We start from the raw sequence: 24,107 nt of genomic DNA on the forward strand, positions 1-24,107 counted from the left end.
CGCCAGATACCGGCGCAATGCGTAGGGTGTTGCTCAGTCCGGGGAGAACAGCTCACGCCACCCCATGTCGCGCAGCAGTCCAACGAGCATCAACAATGCGACAGCGCCACCGACTGCCAGGCCGATCATCCGCGAGAAGTGCTCCAGCCGGACGCTTGCCAGCGATCTGGCGCGAAAGGCCGACCTTAAGCCACCCCTCATGGTCGTTCCCTCCAGCGTAGGGAGTTTCACCTTGATACGGTTGATGTGTATCAATCAGCAAGGCACGAAGCCTGCTTCTTGCATGACTTTCCTCTCTGCTGCGGTTCCACGCTAGTGTGCCGCGGTCCTTGTCGGGAAACGCTGACACGACCTTCCCCGGCCCTGACTCCATCTTCAGCCGTTACCTATTTGCCGCGGCCGGGATAGGGCGGACACTGGCCTCATGCCAAATTCCAGTCAAACCCACATCCCGACGCTGTATCTCGTCGAGCCGTCGAATTCGCTCCGCTGTCGGCAGTTGAGCATGTTCGCGCGCATTGCAGGTATCCGCGTGATTGCGGCGGGCGCGAATGCCAGCAGCGAGCTGGCTTGCCTCTCGCACTACCAGCCCGACATCGTGGTCATCGGCTTGCGTACCGCCAGCACACGCTCGCTGCACGACGTCAGGGCGATCCGCTCTGCATTGCCTGACTGCATTCTCCTGGTGCTGGTCGACGCCCTGGCGCAACCGCTTCGGCGTGCTTGCCTGGAGGCAGGTGGCGACTATTGCTTCGACCGAACCTTGGAACTGGATGCGATAGGTTCAACGCTGGGCCGCCTGGCGGTCGGTGCCTGATCGCGATGCCCTTGGCCGGCATCCTGCTACAGATCCGCGTCTTCATCGAACAAATGGTTCCGCATCGCGTAGCGCAGCAGCATGGCCTCGTTGGGCATCTGCATTTTCTCCATCAGGCGCATCTTGTATGTGCTGACCGTCTTCGCGCTGACGCACAGCGCCGAGGCAATGGCCGTGATGGGCTCGCCCATCACGAGCCGCCGATACACTTCCAGTTCGCGGTCCGATAGCCGAAGATGAGGCAGGTCGTCGGTCTGGTCCTTGATGCCACTCGCCAGCTTGGCTGCCATGCCCTGGCTGACGTAAGTGCCGCCGCGGGCGACCTGCTCGATGGCCACGACCAATTCGGTCGCGGCGCTCTCCTTGGTCAGGTAGCCTGCCGCGCCTGCCTGGAAGGCACGCACGATGTATTGCTCCTCGGCGTGCATGGTCAAGACCAGGATACGCAGCGCCGGCTCTTCAGCGCGCAACAGCCTGATGAGCTCAAGACCGCTGCGTCCCGGCATCGACAGGTCCAGCAACAGCACCTGCGGCCTACAGTCCCTTACCATTTTCGGCACCTGGGAGCCGTCGGCGGCCTCGCCCACAACCTCGAACGCGCCGGCACGTTCCAGAATATGCCGCAATCCGTCGCGGACCACCGCGTGGTCGTCCGCAATCATCACGCGTGTCATACGTCGTCTCCCGCCTGCAATGCCAGCGCAAACGCGGCCGCGCCAGACGCGGCAGCGATGTATCGACGCACCGTCGCGGCATTGCCGGCTGTTAATGTGTGTGCCAAATCGACTATAGATTTTGCGTCGGCAAGGCAAAAGCCATCGTGACACACATGCAGTCAACGCCACATAGCAAGATGCAAAGTGGATGTCCCTCGCATGCTGTCGGAGCGAATCACAGCATCATGGACAGAGGGTAGCGGCCGGTACATCACGACGCTGTGGGCTGGACCACATTTGGCAGTTCGTGCGACATGCGAATGCCCGCCGGATTCGAGTTTCGGCTTCAGTGCGACATGAAGACCGGGAAGGCAGTCTGGCGCAGGAGGCTGCGGGTCGATCCTCCAAGTACGAGCTCGCGCAGCCGCGAGTGGCCATAGCCGCCTGCAACGAGCAGGCCGGCCTGCACGTCGCCGACAAGTCGCGGCAGTAGCTCATCCGGCTCACCATGCGCTACGTGCAGGTCGGCCTCGACGCCGTGGCTTGCCAGCCACGCCACGAGGCGCTGGCCGCTCTCGTGGCTCGCGTCGCTCTCATGGGATTCCTGATCCTGCGGCTCGGGACTTTCGCTCGCCGACGCAACTACAAGGACAGACACCGCGCCGGCACGGGTGAGCCACGGCATTGCATCCGCGACCACCCGGGCCGCCGCCCGAGACCCATTCCACGCTATCGCAACATGACCTTCCAGGGTAGGGCCGGCAAGACCCGGCAGTAGCAGGATGGGCCGCCCGGATTCGAGCATCACATACTCGGCAACGCCTGGCATTCCAGCGGGAACGTCGGTATGTACCGAAGGCGGACCAGGCAAGATAAGATCGGCGAAGCGGCCATGCGTAGCCAGCGCCCAGCCGGCTTCAGCCTCGACGACAACATGCCGCGTTGGAATCGTCGGCGAGACGCGCCCGACCCACTCCCGCAACGCTTCATGGTGCCTCGCAGCCAGGTGCTGGAGCTTGCCCCGCGCAAGGGCGTCATATCGTCCAGCCTCTTCCCCCGCACCGCGAAACGGCTCCAGGTGCGTGCCGGTTGCCGTAAGGCCCACCACGCTGCCGGCGAATGCCGCGGCAACCTGCGCCGCGCACTCGACGCGCGCCGCACACGCCGGGCCATCGGTCAGGTCGACAAGGATCGTTCTGAAATTCATGGTGTAGCCTCAGGTAGTGAAGGCACCGCGTCTGTTGAGGTCACTTGAGTTGATACGCCTGACGGTACTCGGGCATAGTGACTTCCCAGTGCAACTCTCGCTCAATTCGCTGCCGCAGCGCATCGCTGGCCTGTGGCTCGCCATGCACGACGAACGTCTGTCTGGGCGCTTGTCCAAAACCGCGGAGCCAGGTCATCAGCTCCGCTGCGTCGGCGTGTGCCGACAGGTTTTCCACCTGCTCCACTGCCGCCCGCACGACGACATCCTTGCCGTGTACGCGGATATCACGCCGACCTGCCGCCAGCGCCGCGCCGCGAGTGCCGGTGGCCTGGAAGCCAGACAAGAGGATAGTGTTGCGCGCATCCGGTCCGTAGGTCGCAAGGTGGTGGACCACGCGCCCGCCCGTGGCCATGCCGCTGCCGGCAAGGATGATCTTGGGACTGCGGTCCTGGTTCAGCCAGATCGATTGCTCCATGCTCTGCACTGGCGTCGCCAGACTGCAGGCTGCGGCACATTCGGCACGATCGATGTGAAGCTCTTCCGGATGCAGAGCAAAGATGCTGGTCGCATCAATCGCCATGGGGCTGTTGAGGTACACCGGCACATCCGGAATTCTCTTCTGCTCCTGCAAGCGGTGCAGGCAATAGAGCAGACTCTGGGTGCGCCCAACGGCGAAGGCGGGAATGATCAGGCTGCCACCCCGCCCGATGGTCCTGCTCACGATCTCGCCCAGCACATCGATCGGATCGGCAGTCGGGTGAATCCGATCGCCGTAGGTAGATTCCACCAGGAGGATATCCGCCTGCCGGATGACATCCGGTGGGCGCATAACAATATCGTGCTGCCGCCCGAGGTCGCCGGAAAAGACGATGCGCTTGCCCTGCGCGTGCAGCGTGACGATGGCCGAGCCGATGATATGTCCCGCCCGGCTGAATTCTGCCTCTACGCCGGGCACCACCGGAAATCGCTTGCCGTAAGGAATTGGCTGTAGCCGCCGCAAGGCGCGCGCGGCGTCTGCGCCTGTGTATAGCGGCATTGCAGGGTGGTGGCGCGAATAGCCTTTGCGATTGGCGTAGCCGGCATCCTCTTCTGCCAGATGCGCACTGTCTGGCAGCAGGATGCAGCACAATTGCGCCGTGCCCATGGTGCAGTAGACCTTACCCTGGAAGCCGTTGCGAACAAGCAGCGGCAGGTAGCCACTGTGGTCAATGTGGGCGTGTGTGAGTACGACGGCATCAAGCGTAGCAGGATCGACGGGAAGCGGATCCCAGTTACGCAACCGTAGCGTCTTGTACCCCTGGAACAGGCCACAATCAACCATGACGCGATGATGACCGGTGTCGAGGACATACTTGGACCCGGTGACGGTGTCGGTCGCGCCGAGAAACTGGAGGTGCATAAGTCACGTCCTTTGCAAGCTGCGGGGATGGCGCTACGCTCGCTCAGTGCGAGAACAGGACCGGCACCGTCATGGATTCGAGCAGCGTCCGGGTAACGCCGCCGAGGACCAGTTCCCGCATCCGGCCATGCCCATAGGCGCCCATCACGATCAGGTCAGCACCAAAGTCGGAAGCACGAGTCAGGAGCAGTTCGCCAATCGTCATGTCCGCGCCGCCGGGCCCATGTTCAATCTCGACAGCCACGCCGTGGCGCTCCAGGACGCGGGCCGCATGTGCGACCGGCGTCGCGTCGAGCCTGGTCTCCTTGGCTGCTGTATGCGCGCAGACGATACGCGCCTGCGCGCCGGCGATCAACGGTACCGCATCGTGTAGCGCGCGAGTCGCTTCCCGGCTGCCGTTCCAGGCGACTACCACGCGGGTGCCCAGCGTGTGGAATGTGCCGGCTGACGGCACCACGAGTGTAGGTCGCCCGCTCTCCAGCAGCAGCGCCTCCAACAACTGCCTGCCGACTACGCCGTCGGCGTTATCGATGTCATACTGCCCGGCAACGACTAGCCCCGCCTCGCGCGCCTCGCGTAACGCCGACGCCACAGAATCGCGCTCCGTCAAGCGCCATTCGGCCTGCACGGGAAATCCCTGCGTCCTGGCCAGGAAATGGCCTCGCACCTCCTCGCGGATCTTCGCGCGCCTGGCCATCTCCTCTTCGAAATAACGCTGCGCGTTCTCCATCCGGTAGAACCACGCCGGTTCGGGGACAAAGCCCACGTACAGGCCGATCAACGGACACGCATTGATCGCGGCGAGGCGCACGGCCAGTTCCAGCCGCTGCGTTGCTTGCCGGCTATTGTCCACGTGTACCACGATGCTATCGCAGGCCATGATCGGTTCCTTCTGAACAGCGATTCAAGGGCAGTTTAGGCAGGCCCACGGGCATCGACTTGACTCAAATCAATGATGCCGAAAGCGCTCTCGTGGCTTCAATTGGAAAACGGACCGCTGAACCTTGCGCATTGCCCTTGTGGTAGCGCAATCTGGTGCGACTGTCTGCGTCTACGCTTAGTGCAAGGCGTTGTACCGGAATCTATCGGAACCCTTCCCCCAAGGAGACAGCCATGTATCGCTGCCTTCTGCTTGCCGGGGACCGCGCTGGTGCCGCGAGCGCGGCGCAGCCTCGATAAGGGCGGAACTGTGGTTTGCGGCGGCATTCATATGAGTGATATCCCGGCCATGCCATACGCGCTTCTCTGGGAGGGTCCGCGCTTAAAGGCTTGAACGGCGAGGGACGAGCACGACGGGTACGTGTGACGCAGCCACCACTCTTACTGCGATGGATCCCATAACGGCCGACAAGAAGGCGCCATGTCCGTGCGTCCCCATCACGATCACATCGGCACGGCAGTTCCGAGCCACGGCAACAATCTCGTTCGCCGGCTCGCCAATGCAATGGTGTTCGGTCACTGCGCAGTGATCTGCCTGAAGCAACGGCAAGATCGAGGTAAAGGCATCCTGAGCTGCTGCGCTTGCCCATTGTTCCATTTGTTCCCTTGTAAGGTAGGCCCTTGGTCGCCCTGTGATCTCAGGAAGCACGTGCACCAAGTGCACATTCAGCGGCCGCTGGAAAAGTCCTGAGGCCAAGAGCGCTCTCGCTGCCGCGACGCTGTAATCAGATCCATCGCAGGGAAGTACGACATTAGTCATGGCATGCGTCGTTAGCAGTGGGTTCTTGTCAGAGGCCGGATAATTGCAAGACTATGTATGACGAGTTCTTTCGGATTGATTTGCATCAATGATGCGAAGAGTTTAAAGATTCGAATATGACCTGGACCAGTGCGCGTGTCGAAGTCGCTTCCGGTGAAGTGTCAGCTTTCTGTAGACGGGCAACCTCGATAGAACGCATTTCCTGGCGCACAATTGCTGGACTAGGCTACCGCCGCTCGAACCCATCGTCCTATTCTTGTGACCGCGTTCTGCGATGAACAGTTGCGCTTGAGGTGTGTCAACCCGTCATCGCACATGTCGTCTATCGTTCAATGGACGCGAGTCAACGGCAAGGCTCTTTCCGCCTTCCAGGTCCTTCTTGCCAAGAACGCGCTGCCATAATGGCTATCCCTCGGCATTTGCTTCATAAGGTTGGACTCGCAACGACCAAGGTTGGAGGATGGACAGCAAAAGGACTTATCGGAGGAAGAACATGCCGGCGAGCTGGATTCGAAGGGTGATGCTACTGGCGTTGCCTGTAACCGTTCTGAACTTGGCCAGTGCGGACAACCTGACTCTTCCGGAACTTCCCGACATGCGAGAGTCAACCGGAATTGTCTATATTTCGGGGGGAATCGGGACGGAAGAAGTCGACCGCATGCGGGAACTGGCGCCAATCTTTAACGTGAGAATCCGCTTTCAACAGGAGTCGACTGGCGCCTCGCTTTCAGACGTTAAGGTCGTGGTCCTAAACGAGAGAAACGAGCGGCTTTTGCGACTTGAAACGGAAGGTCCACTTCTCTACATGAAGATGCCACCAGGCAAATATCTTCTTGCCATGGCCTACCAAGACACCGTTAAGAAGCAATTCATCACCGTCCGGCGTGCGGCTCGCAGCATGACATTCACCTTCCCAGAGCACGGAATTTGAATGACGATAGCTCTCAAGATAACTCGGCTCGTGAGTTGATAGCGCACTTTTCCGGTGCTCCAGTGGCTCAACCGTTCCGGCGTCAGATATTCGACCCGCTTATTACTCAGGACGAAATTCAGGAAGACTTCGCGGATGAAATTGCCTCCGAGGCAAACGGGTGGCCTGCAGATCTGATTGTTTTATGTCACCACGTAATATTGCTCTGCCCGAGGCCTTCGATCGTTCGAATCTTCTTTCCCTCGACTTCCGAGATGGAAGTGATGCACGAACGCACGGGCTTCCCATTAACCGTGATGAAGTCTCCCGGACAAAAATCGTCATTCACGTAGAGGCCCATCCCCCACTCGAGTGAAGGCTGAAGACGATCATCGAATCCTCTAAGCGAGGCCGGAGCTCTAGAACAGGAGTCCGAATAAGTGCTTCAGCAAATCCTCAAGGGGCATGATGGTTAATGCCAACGGCGCAACCGGAACCAGTACAGCCGCCGCAAGTTGCACGATGGCATCTCTCGTGATGGGCGCAAGGCGCATGCCGCGCACCACTTCGAAACTATTGCCGAGATCAGCAAGCGACTGAATGTCGCCGCTCCCAACCAGGGGCTCGTCGGCCGATACGCCACCGCGCAACCATTTTGCATCGAACTCGCGCACATATCGTTCCGCCAGCGTTCCATATTCGTTCAGGCCTCTCCGCTTGGCCTGGGCGAGTTGAGGAGAAAATACCAGCAGCGGTCCGAAAACGACAGCCAGCAGAAACATTACCATCACGCCAATTTCCATCTTGAAATCCGGCAAGGCGGCGTCGAGAAAGAGAATGCGATTAGCGAGATTTGCGGCCAGCATTACGCCGTGCGCAGCCAAAAGAAGGGAGAAGGCATGAGCTGTATTGGCAAGAAAACCCAAGCCACCAACGCAATCCGGGTGTGTCGGAATGAGACTCAGCTTGATTCTCGATGTCTGCCACAGAAACCGCATCCAGATGAACAGGCGAAAATACCAGCGAATTAGCAGGAACTGGAAAATCGGCAAGCTTACGTATCCGTACCAGATGCCAGCCAGTGAGAGTTTGGAGTGGCCGTCGGCATCGGTCGCATACCATGTTGTCGCCTGGAGAGCAGTGTAGTGACGCCAGATGACGAGGACGCCGACGCCATATACGATCGCTACCAACAGCGCCTCGCCAACCACCGAATTGCGCAGCCGGAGTGCCGCGTTAATAGCGGCATTAAACTGATCCATCGCGGCCTCGGGAACCAGATTCCGATCCAGGTACGCCTGGGCGATACCACGGAGGCGTTGATGCACTACGAGTTCTGCGGCAATCAGCAAAGGCACAGCCACAAGAAAGCGGAGGTGAACCTCTATATCCGTCAGGAACGGAACCGTCAGGTCCTTGCTCAACAAGCTGCCTTCCAAGGCGGAAAGCAAAAGGAGCGGAAGCCAAGCAAAAAGTGAAATGGTCACAATGCGTTGACGCACGAGGAGCAACGCATCGTCGGACAAATGGGCTCGCAGCAAAAGCTGATAAAGAGGGCCGCCCAGAACCAGCGAAAAATTCCGCCGATTTTGCGAATCATCGTCGCTGGATTCGGGGGCGAGATGCGCTCGTTTGGGTCCCAAGTTCCAGATGATCCTCATATCAGTTCACCATAAATTTCGACCCAGCACACTGCTTAGTTGCGCCTTCCCCGCCGTGGGAGTGTGCCGAGTCATGGGTACGTAGCTGTAGCCCGCCCGCCCTCAGCATCGAAGACAACAGTGGGCTTTGAGGTTGTCTCACAACCAGTGGTCACGCTGGGACTCCGCGCGCAGGCGTGGCAGTGCTTACGATGGCCAGTTGAACGAACGGGTAACCCCACCACGCTTGGGAACCGTCACCGAAGCCTTCCTTTCGACGCCGTTGGCGGTCACAACAACCCGGTATGTGCCGGGGGGCATCTTCACATACAGAAGAGGCCCGTCCGATACGGCGGCGAAAACTTCCTGCCCCTTAGCGCTGAGTATGCTCGTGTTCACGCCGGCCAAAGCCTCGCCCGCATGTCCAGTAAAGGTCAGCCTCAGATTGAATTCCGAGGCGGTGCGCCTCATCGCCGCCACCTCGTCCACGCCGACGCCGCCGGTCTGGTAGTCGATATCGCCCGCACGGCGGACCGGTGGTACGCCGTCCGTGCTCGCCGCAGTGCCACTGGCCGTGGGGGCGGCCCGGACCGGTGCCGTTGCGTGTGGCTGGCAATCCATGACCGCGCTGTGGTGGCCGGACAGCGACACACCGCGTTCTTGCGCGCGGGCGTGCATCAGCTCACGCATCTGAGTGCCGATCTGTTGGCGTTCCGCAGGCGTCTGGCTGGCGTGCATCCGCCTGCAAAAGTCGGCGCGTTCGTCCGGAGTCAGCATGTCCATGCCAGCATAGTGCCCATGCTGCCGCCCCCCCGGTCCCATGTGCATGACAGAAGGCCCGCTCGCACCCGCAGCGGGACCCATACCCGTACCCGGGCCTGGGCCCATACCGGGCGCCGTGCCGCCTGCCGGACCGGGGCCCTGTGCCAGGGCGACAGGTAGGGCAGCACAGAACGCTAGAGCGACCACGGTCAATCTGAAAGCGGGAGCCATTGATCACCTCCTTGATGATCTCTTGTCTTATGGAAAGGATCTCCACAGCGACGATGCCTGCTTGTATTCAAGGGCAGCACCAAATTGAACACTTGATTCATATCAACCCAAGCGCGTGTGCCGCCGGCGGCACCGCTTACCGCTGCGTGCTTCCGTCGCGTGGTTTCGGTGCAAAAAAAGCTGAGCGCGGGCCATGAGAAAGTCAGCATCCCGACGTCCCGGCGAAGTCGCCGAGTCGATGCGCGCCCTGTGGCAGGCTGCGGTCGCGGTGCAACTCGACGTGGTGGCGCGCCTCAAGCGGGAGGCGCATGCCCCCCGCCGACACAGACAAGGCCGTCGGCCCCGGCGCCGCTGCTGCGCGCCGAACTGACCGAGGTGTACGGCTCGCTGCCCGCGATGCCACGCTGGCCGAAGCGCGCGTCGCGCTTGCTTAAGGCGACGGCCAGGGCGGAACAGGTGGCCAGCCAGGTGGGCCAGCTTGAAGCGGGGCGCAGGCGGCAGCGCTGGAACCTACCGCGACGGGTGAGCGCGCCCGACTGGCCTATGAGCTCGAGTTCACCGAGCGGCGTATCGCCGCGCTGGAGCAGGCAGTGTTCAGCATGAATAAACAGCTTGTTCGCGTGCAAAGCGGTGTTCTCGGCCTGGACACGAACCTTTGTGGCGGTCTGGTGTAAGGAGCCGCCTACATTGTCCAGGGAAGCCTTAAACTCTAGCTAGGTTACTCGGGGAAGCTTAGCAGCCGCCAGCCGAAGCAACCCTGTGCGCTAGCGACACGTCTGCGTGTGAGCCACAGTTCGTACCTTCCCGAGATGGTTTGCGGATTTCTTGGGGGACGGCTCAGATTTCTCCGATTTGAGGCAGCATAGTCAGTGCCAGTGTCGCGGCGCCAACTGCCATGGCTACCGCGTATGCTTTACCCACTGTTTTGCCTACGATGGTGCCGCCTGTAACCCAGGCAATCAACGCCTTGGTGACCAAGTTCGCCAAGACGGCCGCGCTCATGGCAACAACAACCGTACCGGTTCCCAGTCCGCCAGCGACGTGGATTCTCGCCAGAGAAATCACGATGGCATCAACGTCTGCCAGGCCTGACACCACCGAGACGGCATAGATGCCAGCTGCGCCCCACCAATCCTTGGCAGCAGGAACCAGGATTGCCATGACCGCTAGGAAGACCCCGAATCCGAGCGCTGAACCCAGGTCGAATGGCGCCATGGGAGCAATTTCGACGTCGTCCGAGGTGGTTCCAGGTAGGCGCCGCCAGAGCAACAAGCTAATCCCGAGCAGGACGATGCCTGTTACAACAAGGGCGGCGCCAAACGTGACGAGAAGCGTGGGCTGGATAACGCCGAGCAGGACAACCATCCGAAAGAACATCACACCGCATGCCCCGACGGCCCCGGCCGCGCATGCACGCTCCAGTGAAGGTTGCTGTCTCGCAAAGCGTGCCAGCGTTAATGTTGCCGCTGTCGAAGACGCAAGGCCGCCCAGCAAGCCGGTCAATAGAATGCCCCGCTGTGAGCCAGTGAGGCGCATCGCCACATGTCCGACCATGGACAGGCTGGCAATCAGTATCACCGCCCACCATAGTTGGAACGGGTTCAATGCCTTGTAGGGCCCCAGCCCGATGCTCGGGAGATTAGGCAGAATGACGACGGAGAGCACCAGAAGTTGCAGCGCCGCCGTTAATTCGCGATGCTCAATCAAACGAAGCCAGCCATGCAATGTCGGCTTCATATCCAAGAGCACCGCCGCAATCACGGCTGCCCCAAGAGACAGAGCGATGGAACCGCGTGCTGCGTAGGCGCCTAGCACTAACGTCAACAACATCGCCACAGCACTCGTTGCGCTAAGGTTGCCGGACGATTTGGCGATATGTGTATACGACACCGCGAGCAGCATCGAAATGCCCAATAGTCCCCCGAGCAACGGCCACGCGCCAAATTCCGGAAACAGGTTGCCAAGGACTCCGCCCAAGAGCCCCGTCAAGGCAAATGTGCGCAGGCCCGCGACACGCCCTCCTTCTGGCAGGTCGCGCTCATGCCATCCACGCTCCAAGCCAATCAGAAGACCGACCGTCAGTGCTGCCGCCAAGCCCTTGGCCTCGTGGGGTATTCCGAGTGGCGTCAAGTCTGTTCTCCTCTGAGAACTTCGAGCGGACTATCGCGACCTACAGAATTACTGGCGTATTGAGTAATTCGTCCGTGCCGCCAACACCAGCAGGAAAGTGTGTTGCCAGAAGGGTTCCAACGGCCGTTATGCCTCGAAGCACTCCCAGCCGGAATTCATTCCGGCGAAAGGCGTCCTCCATCTCTCGGCAAATGGTGTCCCACTCTCCTTGCCGCACCCGCCCATGGATTCCACGGTCAGCAACAATCTCAACGCTGCGGTCTGCCAGCAACAGGTAAATCAAGACGCCATTGTTGTGTTCCGTATCCCAAACATGCAGTTGCGAAAAGACCTCGATGGCACGCTCACGTGCCGTGAGACCCTTGCTTAGCGCTGCAAGGCTCAGCGCTCCCTCTACAGCGAATCGAAGCTGACCAATATGCGTAGACTCACCGGTCGCAATGGCCTGCTCGATTGCGAGTAGGGTTTCGCGCGGGAAGGTTCGCCTGACTCGCCAGTGCGTCATCAGCAGATGTCGCGCCATGGGCTGGAGATTCGCCATTACCATTTCCCCGAGGCGCCGCCGCCGCCAAAGCCACCACCGCCGCCACCAAATCCACCTCGTCCAGAGCCGCCTCCAAAGCCGCCACGACCGCCGATACCCCGCAAGCCCATGTGGGAGCCACCAAACATCGTAAAGAAGAGCGCGATTGCGCCAGCAAGTACGCCGACAGCGATTGCTCCGGACAGTACCCATCCGATAATGCCGACCACGCCTCCGGTGGCAACGGCGCCTGGACCTCGGCCCAGGAGGGAGCGCAGCACTCCGCCCACCACGAGCGTCAGCACCAGGATGACTGGCAGAAACTGCCGCACCGAGCCATCGCCGCGCTCGCCTCTTGTTCGCCTCGGTGGTGGCAACGGCTCGCCGTTGATAACACTAATGATGCGCTCGACGCCAGCCGTGACGCCGCCATAGAAGTCCCCCTGCTTGAAGCGGGGAACGATGTCATCGCTGATGATGCGCTTGCTCATGGCGTCGGTGAGTACGCCTTCCAGGCCATAGCCAACCTCGATGCGGACTGTCCGGTCATCCTTGGCGATGATGAGCAGTGCTCCGTCATCCGTTCCCTTCCGCCCGAGCTTCCATTGCTCGACCACGCGAATGGAGTATTGTGCAATGTCCTCGGGTTGCGTGGTGGGGACCATCAGCACCCCTATCTGACTTCCCGTCTCGCTCTCGAAGGCTTGCAGCCTTTGTTCGAGGGCCGCCCGTTGTTCGCTTGTCAGCGCGCCGGTCAGGTCGGTCACCCGCGCCGTCAGGCCGGGAATGGCAACTTCCGCCGCCGCGCCCAGAGACACACAAGCCAGAAAGACCAGGAACAGGCCTTTGGCAGCCAAAAGCCATTTCACTTGACACCTCCAGGGGCACTGGCAGGACCCGCACCAAAGCCAACTTGTGGTGGCTTGGCTATCGCCGTTTCGTTTGCCACCGTGAAGTTGGGCTTCTCCTTGTAGCCCAAAACCATTGCCGTCAGATTTGAAGGCAACGAACGCACGGTCACGTTGTACGCTTGAACGGACTGGATATACCGGTTTCGCGCGACGGCAATCCGATTCTCGGTACCCTCGAGTTGGGACTGCAAATCCCTGAAGCCAGCGTCGGCCTTCAATTGCGGATAGTTCTCGGAAACTGCCAAAAGCCTGGACAAGGTCCCCGACAACTGCCGCTGCGCGGCCTGGAATTGGGCGAATGCCTTCGAGTCGTTCAGGGTCTCGGGCGTGACCTGGATGGTGCCAACGCGTGCTCGGGCCTCTGTCACCGCTGTCAGGACCTCGCGCTCATGGCTGGCGTAGCCTTTCACGGTGTTCACCAGATTCGGCACTAAGTCGGCCCGGCGTTGGTACTGGTTCACAACCTCCGACCAGCTTGCCTTGACCTGTTCATCCTGCGACTGAATTGTGTTGTAGCCGCAGCCTGCCAGACCAATCAGGAGCATTGCCGCCAGTACCAACCCTATCTTGCGCACGAGACACCTCCGTTCTTTCGCTGCCGTCGCCTGCCGAGCCAACAATTCGAACCGTGAGCGTGCAGGATACAGCCTGCCCTATCGAAAATGGGGTTTTCATCACTCATCCTAGGTTGTGCGGCAGACCGATTGCTTGATTTGCCTCAACAGCGACTAGCAGTGGGCCGACCGCGCGTCCGCGCACTTGGTCCGGCTACATAAAATGACTCTATCTGGTGCCTATTGGGGTAGGTTATGCCGGCGGCCGAGAACATTGCGATTTCCGTCTCAACTACACCTTCGTGGTGGATTGAACAGACCGAGATGTGCGAGCACAAAGGCATCGGACACCCAGACAGCCTTTGCGACGGCGCCGTCGAGGCTGCGGCCCAGGCCCTGTGCCGCGCGTACCTTGAGGCGTACGGCGCTATCCAACACTTCAACTCGACAAGGCACTCCTCGTTGGCGGCATGAGTGCGCCGAAATTCGGTGGCGGACAGCTACTGCGACCGATTCGATTGCTAGGAGTTGGCGACAGGGACGATTCCTGTGATCTAAGGCCTTCTCGCCTGCCGGTATCCATACACTAAGGCACCATTTTCGAGCATCGCCATCGTTCGCGAAGGCGCGGGCAATTCGCATTCCTTGATTGACATCAATAAGCAAGTTCCCCGAAGGACGAGACTATTAAGGCAAATCCTGCCTTGCAGCCGCCAATCGCCCCCAGGAGGATGGCATGTCGACCAGGTCCGCTACCCCTACAACCCCTACAGTTGGAGAAGAATCCACCGTTACGGGTGGGCGCGCGCCCCAACCGACAAGTCGCCTGGAAGCTGCTCGCCAGCAATACGTGCGCGACCCTGTTTGTGGCATGGAAGTTTCTCCCGGGGAAGCGGCCGCTAGTGTGGAGGCCGACCACAAGCGCTATTGGTTCTGCTCCCGCCGCTGCCACCAGGCGTTCCTCGCCAACCCGGCCCAATACATTCCTCCGCCGTCAGCCGAGGATACCCCGGCGGGCGCTAGCATTTCGCCGCCCGCCACGGCCACCATCCCACCCGGCACCGGCGGTGCCAAGCAACTCGCAAAGGACCCCATCTGCGGGATGATGGTCGACAAGGCCACAGCCCTGTCCACCGAACGCGGCAATCGCAAGTACTATTTCTGCAGCGAAAGCTGTCTGCGGACTTTCGAGTCGCCAGAGAGCGAACTGAAAGCCATGAAGACGCGCGTGACGATTGCCCTTACGGGTGTCCTCGCGCTGGCGGTGCTGCGGGCAGGTGCCTTCCTGGCGTTGGCGGCAGGCGCGACCTTGCTCACCTGGGCGCCCATTCCGGGCTTGCCCTGGCTCACATGGGGGATGTGGCTGTTCCTGCTCGTCACGCCCGTGCAGTTCATTGGCGGCTGGAGCTTCTACAAGGGTGCGTGGAACGCCATCAGAACACGCAATATCAACATGGACTTCCTCATTGCCCTAGGGACGTCCGTGGCGTATTTCTATAGCGTAGTGGTGCTGTTCTTCCCCTCCTGGCTGCCGGTGAAGGTCGCAGAGCGGGATGTCTATTTTGAAGTCTCGGCGGTGATTATCGCCTTCGTGCTGCTGGGCAAGTACATGGAGGAAATCATCAAGAAGAAGTCCTCCGCCGCCGTTCGACGCCTGCTCGACTTACGTCCCGCCGTCGCGCATGTACTGCGTGATGGGAAAGAAGTGGAAATTCCGGCGGAGAGCATCATGGTGGGCGAAGCGGTCATCGTACGCCCGGGTGAAAAGATTCCGACGGACGGCAAGGTCGTTGAGGGCGAGTCCAGCGTCGATGAGTCCATGCTGACCGGCGAGTCGATGCCTGTGGAGAAAAAGCCTGGCGCCGCAGTCATTGGCGGCACGCTCAACCGCAGCGGCGCCTTCACTCTCCAAGCCACGAAAATCGGAGCCGATACCGCGCTCGCACAGATTATCAAGATGGTCGAGGACGCCCAGGCCAGCACCGCGCAGATTCAACGGCTGACCGACCAGGTCACCGGCTACTTCGTGCCGGCGGTTGTGTCCATTGCCCTGCTGGCCCTGGTGGGGTGGACCGTGGCGGGCCATTTCCCGCACGGGCTGCTTGCGTTTGTGGCCGTCCTGATTATCTCTTGCCCATGCGCACTCGGTGTGGCGACGCCTGCCGCACTGATGGTTGGCGTGGGCAAGGGGGCCGACAACGGCATCCTGATACGCGGTGGTGAAGTGCTGGAGCGCGCCGAGAAGCTGACGGCGGTGGTCTTTGACAAGACCGGTACGATTACGCGCGGAGAGCCGACCGTCACCGATGTCATCTCGTTCTCGAATCACGAGGAATCAACCCTGTTGACCCTTGCGGCAGCCGTCGAAAGTGGGTCTGAGCATCCTCTGGGCGAAGCCATCGTGCGTGCGGCAGAACATCGCGGCCTTGCCATTCCCAAGGCCACCGCCATTACTGCCCTGTCTGGCATGGGCATTCGGGGACAAGTCGAAGGCCAACAGGCCTGGCTCGGGAATCGGCGTCTGTTTGGGAGCCAGGGAATTCCAACTGGTAACGCTGAGTCGGTGCTTCAAAGGCTCGAGGCAGACGGGAAGACCGCCATGCTGGTCGGTGCCGGTAATACGCTGCTTGGTGTAGTCGCAGTGGCCGACACGGTGAAGCCTGAGGCAGCCGAGGCTGTCGCAGCCCTGAAGGCTCGCAACACCAAGGTCGTGCTGCTAAGTGGAGACAACCGTCGGACGGCGGAGGCCATTGGCCGGCAGGTTGGCATCGACCACGTGATTGCCGAAGTCATGCCGGAAGACAAGGTCGAGACCATTCAGACACTGCAGAAACAGGGCGAAGTCGTGGCGATGGTAGGTGACGGTGTGAACGACGCCCCCGCCCTTGCGGCAGCCGACATCGGCATTGCAATCGGCTCTGGCTCGGACGTCGCCAAGGAGACGGGAAGCATCATCCTCATTCGCGACGACGTTCGTGACGTCGTGGCGTCCATCCAACTGTCGCGCGCCACGATGCGCAAAATTAAGCAGAACCTCTTCTGGGCGTTCATCTACAACACTATTGGCATCCCGGTCGCAGCCTTCGGACTGTTGAACCCCATTATTGCGGCGGCAGCCATGGCGCTGTCCTCATTGAGCGTCGTGGCCAACTCCGCGCTGCTTAAGCGTGTGAGGCTCGGCCAGGCCAGTACGGAGGCAGCATGAAGCACGCCGTCGCATGGGTATGCGCCGTCATTGCGACGCTGCTAGCCTTTGCTGTTTTGTATCGGTTTGGCATTTCAATACTCACCGTTCTGCTCGCAATCCTTTTGCTTTCCTGCCCAATCGTCGTGGTGTGGGTTAGCTGGCGGCTTTCCCGTCAGTGCGAGCGCGATATTCAGCAGGCCGTGGAGCGTGAGCGTAAGGCCCGAGGCAGTCATTGATGTCCACGGCTACTGCTAAGAGACAATCCGGGGCTTTTCTTCGTTGGAGGACGGTATGAATCACGACCACAGGAGTCACGAGCACCCGGAGGATCCAGAGCGAAAGATTTCCCGCTCCAAGCTTGTCACGATTGGCTTTCTGTTGGTGATTGGCTACTTCCTCTGGACGGAGCACCGGGCCCACGTCATTCAGTTCCTGCCGTTCCTGCTCCTGGCGGCATGTCCGTTGATGCATCTCTTCATGCATCACGGCCATGGCCACGGTCACGGAGGGCACGAGGACTCCAGTGACACAGGCAAAAAGGGAGAGCGATGATGGAGCACAACGCGCAAAGCGGCTACGGCCTTTGGTCGCTGGTGTTATTGACTCGGCGGTCTTTCTCACGTTGGTGATGTTCCCCATCCTGGCCTGGATGTACGTTCGCCTTGCTAAGGCAGAGGAGCAGGACGCACTGGCGGAATTCGGGCAGGAATATGAGGAATACCGCCGAAAAACGCCAGCGTTCATCCCGCATATCCCGGGAGGCGATGCCCCCCGGACTCGCCCTCGTTGAATGCAGTCGTTTTCTTCCCCACACGTGGAGGCTGCCATGAAACCCTTCAAAACTGGTGTGACGCTATCTGCGACAGTCGTGCTGTTCTATGCCTTATGCACGTTGGTCTGGCTGGCACTCCCTGAGTCTTTCATGAACTTCATGAACGTGCTCTTTCACGGACTCGATTTCCGACGCCTGCAGACTGGCGAACAGTTGTCCTGGTGGTCCGTCATCTACCCGGCCTTTGTGTTTGCAGTGTGGTTCTTTGCTGCCGGTGCATTCTTTGCATGGTTGCACAACAGCCTACGCGGAGAGAAATGACCCTGGGACGCAGGCTCTATGACTGCAAGGTCTAGCACCACGTCCCAACCGGCGGCCGGCTGCAAACAGAAGCGACCGCCGATTCTTCTTGCTCTTACCCGACATGTTGAAAGGCCCTCATGGAACCGCGTCAACAATTTTCCCTTTGGTACATACTCGCGGCGGTCACGGCGATACTCGTCCTTCAGAGCTTCTTCACTCCTTCTCACGTCCAAACGCTGCCGTACAGTGACTTCAAGGTCCTATTGAAGGCCGGCAAGCTCAAGAACGTCACCCTCGGGGAAGGCATCATCACGGGAACGCTTAACACCGATGGCGTTGAGAGTCTGCTTCCCAAGCAACAGGTCGACGAGATGCTGCAGCAGGGGAAAGGAGACCACGCCTTCTCGACAGTCCGCGTCAACGACCCCGTTCTGGTGCAAGAGCTCGAAACTGCAAAAGTTCGCTTTGTCGGGCAGGCCGATAACAAATGGATTGGGATGCTGCTGTCCTGGGTGGTCCCTGCATTGCTCTTCTTTGCCGTCTGGAGCTTCCTCATCAAGCGGGTAGGCGGAGCCGCCAGCGGCATGATGGAGATTGGCAAGAGCAAGGCCAAGGTCTACATGCAAAAAGAAACCGGCGTGACGTTTGCTGACGTCGCCGGCATCGACGAGGCTAAGGAAGAGCTCGCCGAAATCGTCAACTTCCTGAAGGACCCGCAGCGCTACCGGCGCCTGGGCGGCAAGATTCCCAAAGGCGTGTTGCTACTCGGTGCGCCGGGAACTGGCAAGACGCTGCTGGCGAAGGCTGTCGCTGGCGAGGCTGGCGTTCCATTCTTCAGCATGAGTGGCTCGGAGTTCGTTGAGATGTTTGTAGGTGTTGGGGCTGCGCGCGTTCGCGACCTCTTCAACCAGGCCGAGACTAAGGCGCCTTGCATCATCTTTATTGACGAACTCGATGCGCTCGGCAAGACCCGTGCGCTCAACGCGATGTCCGGAAACGACGAACGCGAACAGACACTGAATCAGTTGCTGGTCCAGATGGACGGCTTTGATACCAACAAAGGCGTCATCATCATGGCTGCGACCAATCGCCCGGAGATTCTCGACCCGGCGCTCCTTCGCCCGGGCCGATTTGACCGTCACATCGCTCTGGACCGCCCGGACCTGAAGGGCCGGGAGCAAATCCTGAAGGTGCATAGCAAAAATGTCACGCTGGCACCGGGGGTGGAGCTGACCAAGCTAGCTGCCAGAACCCCGGGATTCGCGGGAGCTGACCTTGCCAATCTCGTCAATGAGGCCGCCCTGCTGGCGGCACGCAAGGGCAAGGACGCGGTCGACATGGCCGACTTCGACGAGGCGTTAGACCGCATCATTGGCGGCCTGGAAAAAAAGAATCGCGTGATGAATGCGCAGGAAAAGGAAACCATCGCCTACCACGAGGCAGGTCACGCCATCGTGGCGGAGTTGCGGCCCCGTGCCGACCGGGTATCGAAGGTTTCCATCATTCCACGTGGCGTGGCCGCGCTCGGCTATACCCAGCAGACACCCACAGAGGACCGCTATCTGCTAAAGCAGAGTGAACTGCTTGAGCGGCTCGATGTGCTGCTCGGCGGGCGCATGGCCGAGCAACTTGTCTTCGGCGACGTTTCGACAGGCGCACAGAATGACCTGCAACGCGCAACAGACATGGCTCGCCGGATGATTACGCAGTTCGGCATGAGCGAGCAGCTCGGTCTTGCCACGTACGAGGACTTGCCGAACCCACTCCTTAATGGGGCAGGACTGATGCCTCGGGAACGCAAGGAATACAGCGAGAATACCGCGCAAATCATTGACGCGGAAGTCCGGAAGATTCTGGGTGACGCAAGCCAGCGGGTGAAGCAGACACTGCTGGCACACCGGCACAAGCTGGACGCGCTGGCAAAGCTGCTGCTCGAACAGGAGGTTGTCGACCGACCTGCCCTGGAGCTGCTCCTCTCCGAGAAAGTTACCCCGCTCACGCCTGGGAAGCCCCACCCAGCCAAGCCCGATGGGCACGATTCGCGGAAGGTGAACCATGAAAATGAAGGCAAGTAGGAGCGTTACGTCCGAGGTAAGCGCCATCTCCCATGAGGACTATGAGGAGAATCTCCACCTGCTTCAAATCGAACTGGTCAAGCTACAGAAGCACTTCATTTCCTGCAGCGACCGGATTCTGGTGATATTTGAAGGCAGGGACGCCGCTGGGAAGGACGGCACCATCAAGCGCATTGTCGAACATCTCAGCCCGCGTGAAACCCGCGTCGTCGCGCTTGGAAAGCCTTCTGACCGTGACCGAGGCTCATGGTACTTCCGGCGCTATACGGCCGAACTCCCGGCCGCCGGCGAGTTCACGCTTTTCAATCGGAGTTGGTACAACCGAGCGGGCGTGGAACGCGTGATGGGCTTCTGCACCGACGCCGAGGTTGAGGAGTTCATGGCAAGCGTCCCAGAGTTCGAAGGGATGCTTGTGCGCTCAGGGATTCGTCTTATCAAGTACTACCTGGACATCAGCAAGGGCGAACAGAAAAAGCGCATCGAAGAGCGCCGCCGAGACCCGCTAAAGCAGTGGAAAGTCAGCCCCATTGACGAGCAGGCGGTGTCACTTTGGAAGAAGTACAGCAAGGCTCGCAACGAGATTTTTGCTCGGACCAGCGACATCGTGCCATGGAATGTGGTACGCGCCGACGACAAGCGGGTCGCGCGCCTCAGCGTCATCAAGGATTTGCTGACGCGCCTGCACTATGCGGACAAGGACGATGAGCTGATTCGCCCCAATCCGGAAGTTGTGTTTCCTTATGCTGAGGAACATCTGCTGAGCGGGGCGATTGCGAAGTAAAGGTAGCTCGGCAAGACCTGCGAACTGCGAGGATGGGTGAGATGAAGACCAGCATCATTGAAGTTGGAGGCCTGCTTTCCGTTCTTAGCGCTCACGGGGTGGAGAAGCGCCTCACCAGATTGCCCGGTGTCGTCAAGGCAGCGGTCAACTGTGTCTCGGGCAGCACGACTGTCGAGTACGACGACGCTGTAACTAGCCTGAGTGAAATCAAGGCAAGGCTGGATGAGTGCGGCCATCATTGCCATGGCGAACTGGTGCCACGGCACATTTGCATCCCGGAAGACCCACCAGCAGTTTCGACCGGAGTTGATAGCGGGCAAGCGAGTACAGCAGCCCGGCTGGCAGCGCTCGGCAGACACGAGGACCATTCCCACGCAGCGAAAGCGCAGGCCCACGCGACACATGGCCAGATGGCCCATGACATGGGACACGGCGCCGGCATGGACATGGCGGCGATGGTTCGCGACATGCGAAACCGCTTCTGGATTTGCCTGGTGTTCACGATTCCCATCTTTCTCTACGCGCCGATGGGAATGCAAATTCCCATGCCGGCTCCGCCGTTCGGTCTGGGCATGAACCAGTGGCTGTTCTTGTTAGCGAGCGCGGCCATCCTATATCCCAGTTGGCCCTTCTTCGTATCCGCGTGGCGCGCCCTCCAGGACGGCACGCTCAACATGGCCACGCTGGTTGTCCTCTCTGTCGGTACGGGCTATCTGTTCAGCGTCGGAGCAACCTTCTTCTTTCCTGGAGAGCAGTTTTACGAGGCGTCGGCCGTGTTGCTGGTATTCATCCTGCTGGGACACTGGCTGGAGATGCGCGCTCGCGCTGGCGCGTCAGACGCGATTCGCTCGCTGATGAACCTGGCTCCGCCCAAGGCGATGGTACTGCGTGATGGCCGCGAGGTGGAAATACCAACTGCCGACGTCAAGCTGGGTGACATCGTCATCATCCGTCCCGGCAACAAGATTCCCGCTGATGGCGAGGTCACCGATGGTAGTTCCCAAGTAGACGAATCGATGCTGACTGGCGAGTCGCTTCCCGTGAGGAAGGGGCCGGGAGACAGTATCATCGGCGCGACAATCAACAAGAGTGGCAGCTTTCACTATCGGGCGACCAAGGTTGGAAGTGACAGCGCACTGGCGCAGATCGTCAAGCTGGTGCAAGAGGCTCAGAACTCGAAAGCGCCAGCGCAATTGCTGGCGGACCGCGCATCCCAGTGGTTGGTGCTTGCCGCCCTGGGGATTGGCATCCTCACATTCGTCAGTTGGTATTGGTGGTTGGGCCAGCCCCTGCTGTTCGCCTTGACGCTCACCATTACCGTCTTCGTGATTGCCTGTCCCGATGCGCTTGGACTCGCGACTCCGATGGCGGTGATGGTTGGTACAGGCCTCGGCGCGATGAACGGGATTTTGTTCAAGAACGCTTCGGCTTTGGAGGAAGCCACCAAGTTGAATGTCGTCGTGTTCGACAAGACGGGCACCCTGACCATGGGGGAACCTGAAGTCGTGGAGATTTTCGCTCCGCAGGGCGTGAGCGAAGACGCGATGCTTGGTCTTGCCGCCGCCGTCGAGCAGGCTTCAGAACACCCACTGGCCCAAGCCATCCTCAAACGCGCTGGGGCATTGACGAGGCCAAGCGCCACCGGCTTTACAAATATCGACGGTATGGGAGCCCAAGCGGATGTCGACGGGAGGCCGGCGCTGCTTGGTAATCGCAAGCTGATGGCATCACAACGCGTGGATATGACCGGCCTGACGGAGAAGGCCGACATGATGCAAGGCGCGGGGCGAACGGTCATTCATGTTGCACACGGTGGCAAACTGATTGGCCTGATTGCCATCGCCGACGCCCCCCGACCGACTTCGGCAGCGGCAGTCAAGAAGCTGCGAGAGCGAGGCGTGCAGGTGGCGATGCTGACCGGGGACAACAAGGCCACGGCGGAACGTATCGCTGTAGGCCTGGGAATCGAGCTGGTCCTCGCAGACGTGTTGCCTGGGCAAAAAGCCGAAAAGGTCAAAGAACTGCAGGCACAAGGCAATAAGGTTGGCATGGTAGGCGACGGCATCAACGACGCGCCTGCGCTGACGCAGGCGGACGTAGGCTTTGCCATTGGCGCCGGCACGGATGTGGCGATGGAAAGCGCTGACATTGTGCTGATGAAGAGTGACCCGTTTGACGTGGTGGGGGCAATTGAGTTGTCGCGTGCCACCCTGCGAAAGATGCACCAGAATCTCTGGTGGGCGGTAGCCTACAACCTGGTGGCGTTCCCCTTGGCAGCCGGTCTGCTCTACCCCTTCACCTTAAGTCCTGAGATTGCAGCGCTATCCATGTCGGGTAGCTCCGCCTTGGTGGCAATTAACGCTCTGTTACTCAAGCGCACGAAGCTACCCGGCATACGCGCCCCATCGCCGCCCGTATCGGACAGCGTGGCCGCGCCCATTGCCGGCTGACTTTCTGCCATGGGTTATTGTCATTGACCCGCGAGCTGATCACGGACCTGGCATCGGAGGCTTCAAGCGTGATTCCGAAGTCGGCATGGCGCTCTGTATCCGCGAGCGTGGCGCGCCACGAACATCGTGCCATCTTGCAAAGCCTAGAGGCGATAGAGGCATTGCGACGTTTACGCCTGGTCCGAGCGATTCCAGCCATGGCTATCACTCGTAGCAGGCATTGCCAACGACGTCAGGACCGCTCGGGAAGAAGGCACAGCAGACAACATGTGGCGTTCTTTCGAACAGGCCGTAAGCATCGCCATGGCGGCTACAAAGCAAGCCAATCCGCGCATCTCAACGAGCTTCAGCGAGCTACTGGCGCCAGCCATCAGAGGGGAATGTACACCGAATGTCGCGCGCAGCTTCGGGTGGAGCATGAGGCCCACTGCAAGTTGATTGGCAAGGCGGTGGAGTGGCAGCAAGTTACTTGCTCATCATGCCAGGGCCCATCCCAGACCCCATGCCGCCGCCCATCATGCCTTTGTTGTCCATCATCATCTGCATCATTTCCTGCAAGAAGGCCATGTGCTGGCCCATCATGTCCTGACACATCTGCATTTGGGCAGGCGCTGCGCTGCCCTTACCCTTGGGCGCAGGCATCCCGCCTGCGCCGGCCATTCCCATTCCCATCATGTCCTTGTGCATAATGGCCGCGGCGTCTTGCATAACCTTGTTGCGTTCGGCCATCAGTGCCTGGACCTCTTCTGGTGATTTGGCCCGCGACAGCCGCTCACGGATTGCGCGCAAATGTGCAATCTGAGCGTCGAGGTCAGTATTTCCCTTGGCTTGGGGCGCTACAGGCGGTGCAACTGCTGGTGCCGCTTTCTTAGGCGGGTCCGCAGGGTGGTGCTGCTCATGCTGAGCCTCCGTCGACGGTGAAGCCGAGAAGGCGACAGGCGCCCACACGAGGGTGGCGGATGCCAAGAGTATGGGAACGTGGCGAAGGTGGACCATGGGAAGGCTCCTCATATCTAAGGAAGGCAATCTAATATGGACCATATGCCGCGTGTATGCCACCAAGTTGATAAGAATCAACAGAACTCCCGAATTTCGACCTC

Annotated in this window: 22 protein-coding genes and 4 pseudogenes; 13 read left to right on the forward strand and 13 right to left on the reverse strand. The window is 60.1% G+C overall.

Translation table 11 applies throughout. The annotated features are described in order from the left end of the window. Positions 1 to 424 precede the first annotated feature (424 nt). Positions 425 to 817 carry a DNA-binding response regulator gene (locus ACAD63_RS09050; RefSeq protein WP_434033802.1) on the forward strand — a complete coding sequence of 131 codons (393 nt, stop codon included), beginning with the start codon at positions 425 to 427 and terminating at the stop codon, positions 815 to 817. 26 nt (positions 818 to 843) lie between these two features. Here the strand turns inward: ACAD63_RS09050 and ACAD63_RS09055 are convergent, their stop codons facing one another. The 4 genes from ACAD63_RS09055 to ACAD63_RS09070 all read right to left on the reverse strand — a co-directional run bounded on the left by ACAD63_RS09055 (position 844) and on the right by ACAD63_RS09070 (position 4,959). Beyond that, the gene (locus tag ACAD63_RS09055; protein ID WP_133092835.1) at positions 844 to 1,491 is read right to left on the reverse strand and encodes a response regulator; all 648 of its coding nucleotides are present in this window, start codon (positions 1,489 to 1,491) and stop codon (positions 844 to 846) included. A 328-nt stretch (positions 1,492 to 1,819) separates the two neighbouring features. Continuing rightward, complete coding sequence (locus ACAD63_RS09060; protein ID WP_133092836.1) at positions 1,820 to 2,680, reverse strand: universal stress protein; 861 nt, start codon at positions 2,678 to 2,680, stop codon at positions 1,820 to 1,822. A gap of 40 nt (positions 2,681 to 2,720) precedes the next feature. Beyond that, the gene (locus ACAD63_RS09065) at positions 2,721 to 4,079 is read right to left on the reverse strand and encodes an MBL fold metallo-hydrolase RNA specificity domain-containing protein (protein ID WP_135706987.1); all 1,359 of its coding nucleotides are present in this window, start codon (positions 4,077 to 4,079) and stop codon (positions 2,721 to 2,723) included. Between the two features lie 43 nt (positions 4,080 to 4,122). Then, entirely contained in the window at positions 4,123 to 4,959 is an 837-nt protein-coding gene (locus tag ACAD63_RS09070; protein ID WP_133092838.1) for a universal stress protein, read from the reverse strand. 255 nt (positions 4,960 to 5,214) lie between these two features. Between ACAD63_RS09070 and ACAD63_RS09075 the strand changes: the two are divergent. Then, positions 5,215 to 5,343: pseudogene (locus tag ACAD63_RS09075) on the forward strand (alcohol dehydrogenase); the annotation flags it as partial. Here ACAD63_RS09075 and ACAD63_RS09080 read toward each other — a convergent pair. Next, on the reverse strand, positions 5,341 to 5,778 hold the full coding sequence (locus ACAD63_RS09080) for a universal stress protein (RefSeq protein WP_434033803.1): 438 nt from the start codon (positions 5,776 to 5,778) through the stop codon (positions 5,341 to 5,343). The pseudogene ACAD63_RS09075 and the gene ACAD63_RS09080 overlap by 3 nt on opposite strands. Before the next feature lie 493 nt (positions 5,779 to 6,271). On the opposite strand from ACAD63_RS09080, the gene ACAD63_RS09085 reads away from it, so the two are divergent. Next, entirely contained in the window at positions 6,272 to 6,709 is a 438-nt protein-coding gene (locus ACAD63_RS09085) for a hypothetical protein (RefSeq protein ID WP_133092840.1), read from the forward strand. 398 nt (positions 6,710 to 7,107) lie between these two features. On the opposite strand, the gene ACAD63_RS09090 is transcribed toward ACAD63_RS09085, so the two are convergent. The 7 genes from ACAD63_RS09090 to ACAD63_RS09120 form a co-directional block, all read right to left on the reverse strand. Then, positions 7,108 to 8,349, reverse strand: coding sequence for a hypothetical protein (locus ACAD63_RS09090; RefSeq protein WP_434033804.1), 1,242 nt, complete (start codon positions 8,347 to 8,349; stop codon positions 7,108 to 7,110). Between the two features lie 186 nt (positions 8,350 to 8,535). Then, entirely contained in the window at positions 8,536 to 9,111 is a 576-nt protein-coding gene (locus ACAD63_RS09095; RefSeq protein ID WP_133092842.1) for a hypothetical protein, read from the reverse strand. A gap of 503 nt (positions 9,112 to 9,614) precedes the next feature. After that, on the reverse strand, positions 9,615 to 9,947 hold the full coding sequence (locus ACAD63_RS09100; protein ID WP_434033805.1) for a hypothetical protein: 333 nt from the start codon (positions 9,945 to 9,947) through the stop codon (positions 9,615 to 9,617). 211 nt (positions 9,948 to 10,158) lie between these two features. Further along, a complete protein-coding gene (locus ACAD63_RS09105) occupies positions 10,159 to 11,451 on the reverse strand; it encodes an MgtC/SapB family protein (protein WP_135706990.1) in 1,293 nt (430 codons plus the stop codon). A 40-nt stretch (positions 11,452 to 11,491) separates the two neighbouring features. Next, positions 11,492 to 11,992 (reverse strand): TPM domain-containing protein, encoded by a 501-nt coding sequence (locus ACAD63_RS09110; protein WP_135706991.1) that lies wholly within the window; start codon positions 11,990 to 11,992, stop codon positions 11,492 to 11,494. Beyond that, positions 11,992 to 12,843, reverse strand: coding sequence for a TPM domain-containing protein (locus tag ACAD63_RS09115; protein ID WP_135706992.1), 852 nt, complete (start codon positions 12,841 to 12,843; stop codon positions 11,992 to 11,994). Before ACAD63_RS09115 ends, ACAD63_RS09110 begins: the two co-directional genes overlap by 1 nt. Continuing rightward, on the reverse strand, positions 12,840 to 13,430 hold the full coding sequence (locus tag ACAD63_RS09120; RefSeq protein WP_434033973.1) for a LemA family protein: 591 nt from the start codon (positions 13,428 to 13,430) through the stop codon (positions 12,840 to 12,842). The genes ACAD63_RS09115 and ACAD63_RS09120 overlap by 4 nt, the downstream gene beginning before the upstream one ends. 264 nt (positions 13,431 to 13,694) lie before the next feature. On the opposite strand from ACAD63_RS09120, the pseudogene ACAD63_RS09125 reads away from it, so the two are divergent. The 10 genes and pseudogenes from ACAD63_RS09125 to ACAD63_RS09170 all read left to right on the forward strand — a co-directional run. After that, positions 13,695 to 13,972: pseudogene (locus ACAD63_RS09125) on the forward strand (methionine adenosyltransferase); the annotation flags it as partial. A gap of 338 nt (positions 13,973 to 14,310) precedes the next feature. Continuing rightward, positions 14,311 to 16,644, forward strand: coding sequence for a heavy metal translocating P-type ATPase (locus tag ACAD63_RS09130; RefSeq protein ID WP_434033806.1), 2,334 nt, complete (start codon positions 14,311 to 14,313; stop codon positions 16,642 to 16,644). Next, positions 16,641 to 16,862: a hypothetical protein gene (locus tag ACAD63_RS09135; protein WP_135706994.1), complete on the forward strand. Its 222-nt coding sequence runs from the start codon at positions 16,641 to 16,643 to the stop codon at positions 16,860 to 16,862. Before ACAD63_RS09130 ends, ACAD63_RS09135 begins: the two co-directional genes overlap by 4 nt. Before the next feature lie 55 nt (positions 16,863 to 16,917). Beyond that, on the forward strand, positions 16,918 to 17,178 hold the full coding sequence (locus tag ACAD63_RS09140) for a DUF2933 domain-containing protein (RefSeq protein ID WP_135706995.1): 261 nt from the start codon (positions 16,918 to 16,920) through the stop codon (positions 17,176 to 17,178). 64 nt (positions 17,179 to 17,242) lie between these two features. Next, positions 17,243 to 17,416: pseudogene (locus tag ACAD63_RS09145) on the forward strand (methyltransferase family protein); the annotation flags it as partial. 36 nt (positions 17,417 to 17,452) lie between these two features. Continuing rightward, positions 17,453 to 17,719, forward strand: coding sequence for a DUF5676 family membrane protein (locus ACAD63_RS09150; protein ID WP_133092849.1), 267 nt, complete (start codon positions 17,453 to 17,455; stop codon positions 17,717 to 17,719). Positions 17,720 to 17,838: 119 nt separating this feature from the next. Then, positions 17,839 to 19,776 carry an ATP-dependent zinc metalloprotease FtsH gene (gene ftsH / locus ACAD63_RS09155; protein ID WP_135706996.1) on the forward strand — a complete coding sequence of 646 codons (1,938 nt, stop codon included), beginning with the start codon at positions 17,839 to 17,841 and terminating at the stop codon, positions 19,774 to 19,776. After that, a complete protein-coding gene (ppk2, locus tag ACAD63_RS09160; RefSeq protein ID WP_434033807.1) occupies positions 19,757 to 20,557 on the forward strand; it encodes a polyphosphate kinase 2 in 801 nt (266 codons plus the stop codon). Before ftsH ends, ppk2 begins: the two co-directional genes overlap by 20 nt. A gap of 41 nt (positions 20,558 to 20,598) precedes the next feature. Further along, on the forward strand, positions 20,599 to 23,007 hold the full coding sequence (locus ACAD63_RS09165) for a heavy metal translocating P-type ATPase (protein WP_434033808.1): 2,409 nt from the start codon (positions 20,599 to 20,601) through the stop codon (positions 23,005 to 23,007). Positions 23,008 to 23,014: 7 nt separating this feature from the next. Beyond that, a pseudogene (locus ACAD63_RS09170) lies at positions 23,015 to 23,101 on the forward strand (DUF3141 domain-containing protein); the annotation flags it as partial. 371 nt (positions 23,102 to 23,472) lie between these two features. Here ACAD63_RS09170 and ACAD63_RS09175 read toward each other — a convergent pair. Then, the gene (locus tag ACAD63_RS09175; protein ID WP_434033809.1) at positions 23,473 to 24,003 is read right to left on the reverse strand and encodes a hypothetical protein; all 531 of its coding nucleotides are present in this window, start codon (positions 24,001 to 24,003) and stop codon (positions 23,473 to 23,475) included. Positions 24,004 to 24,107: the final 104 nt, after the last annotated feature.

It is taken from the genome of Cupriavidus sp. a3, from assembly GCF_051015765.1.
Classification (GTDB): domain Bacteria; phylum Pseudomonadota; class Gammaproteobacteria; order Burkholderiales; family Burkholderiaceae; genus Cupriavidus; species Cupriavidus oxalaticus_A.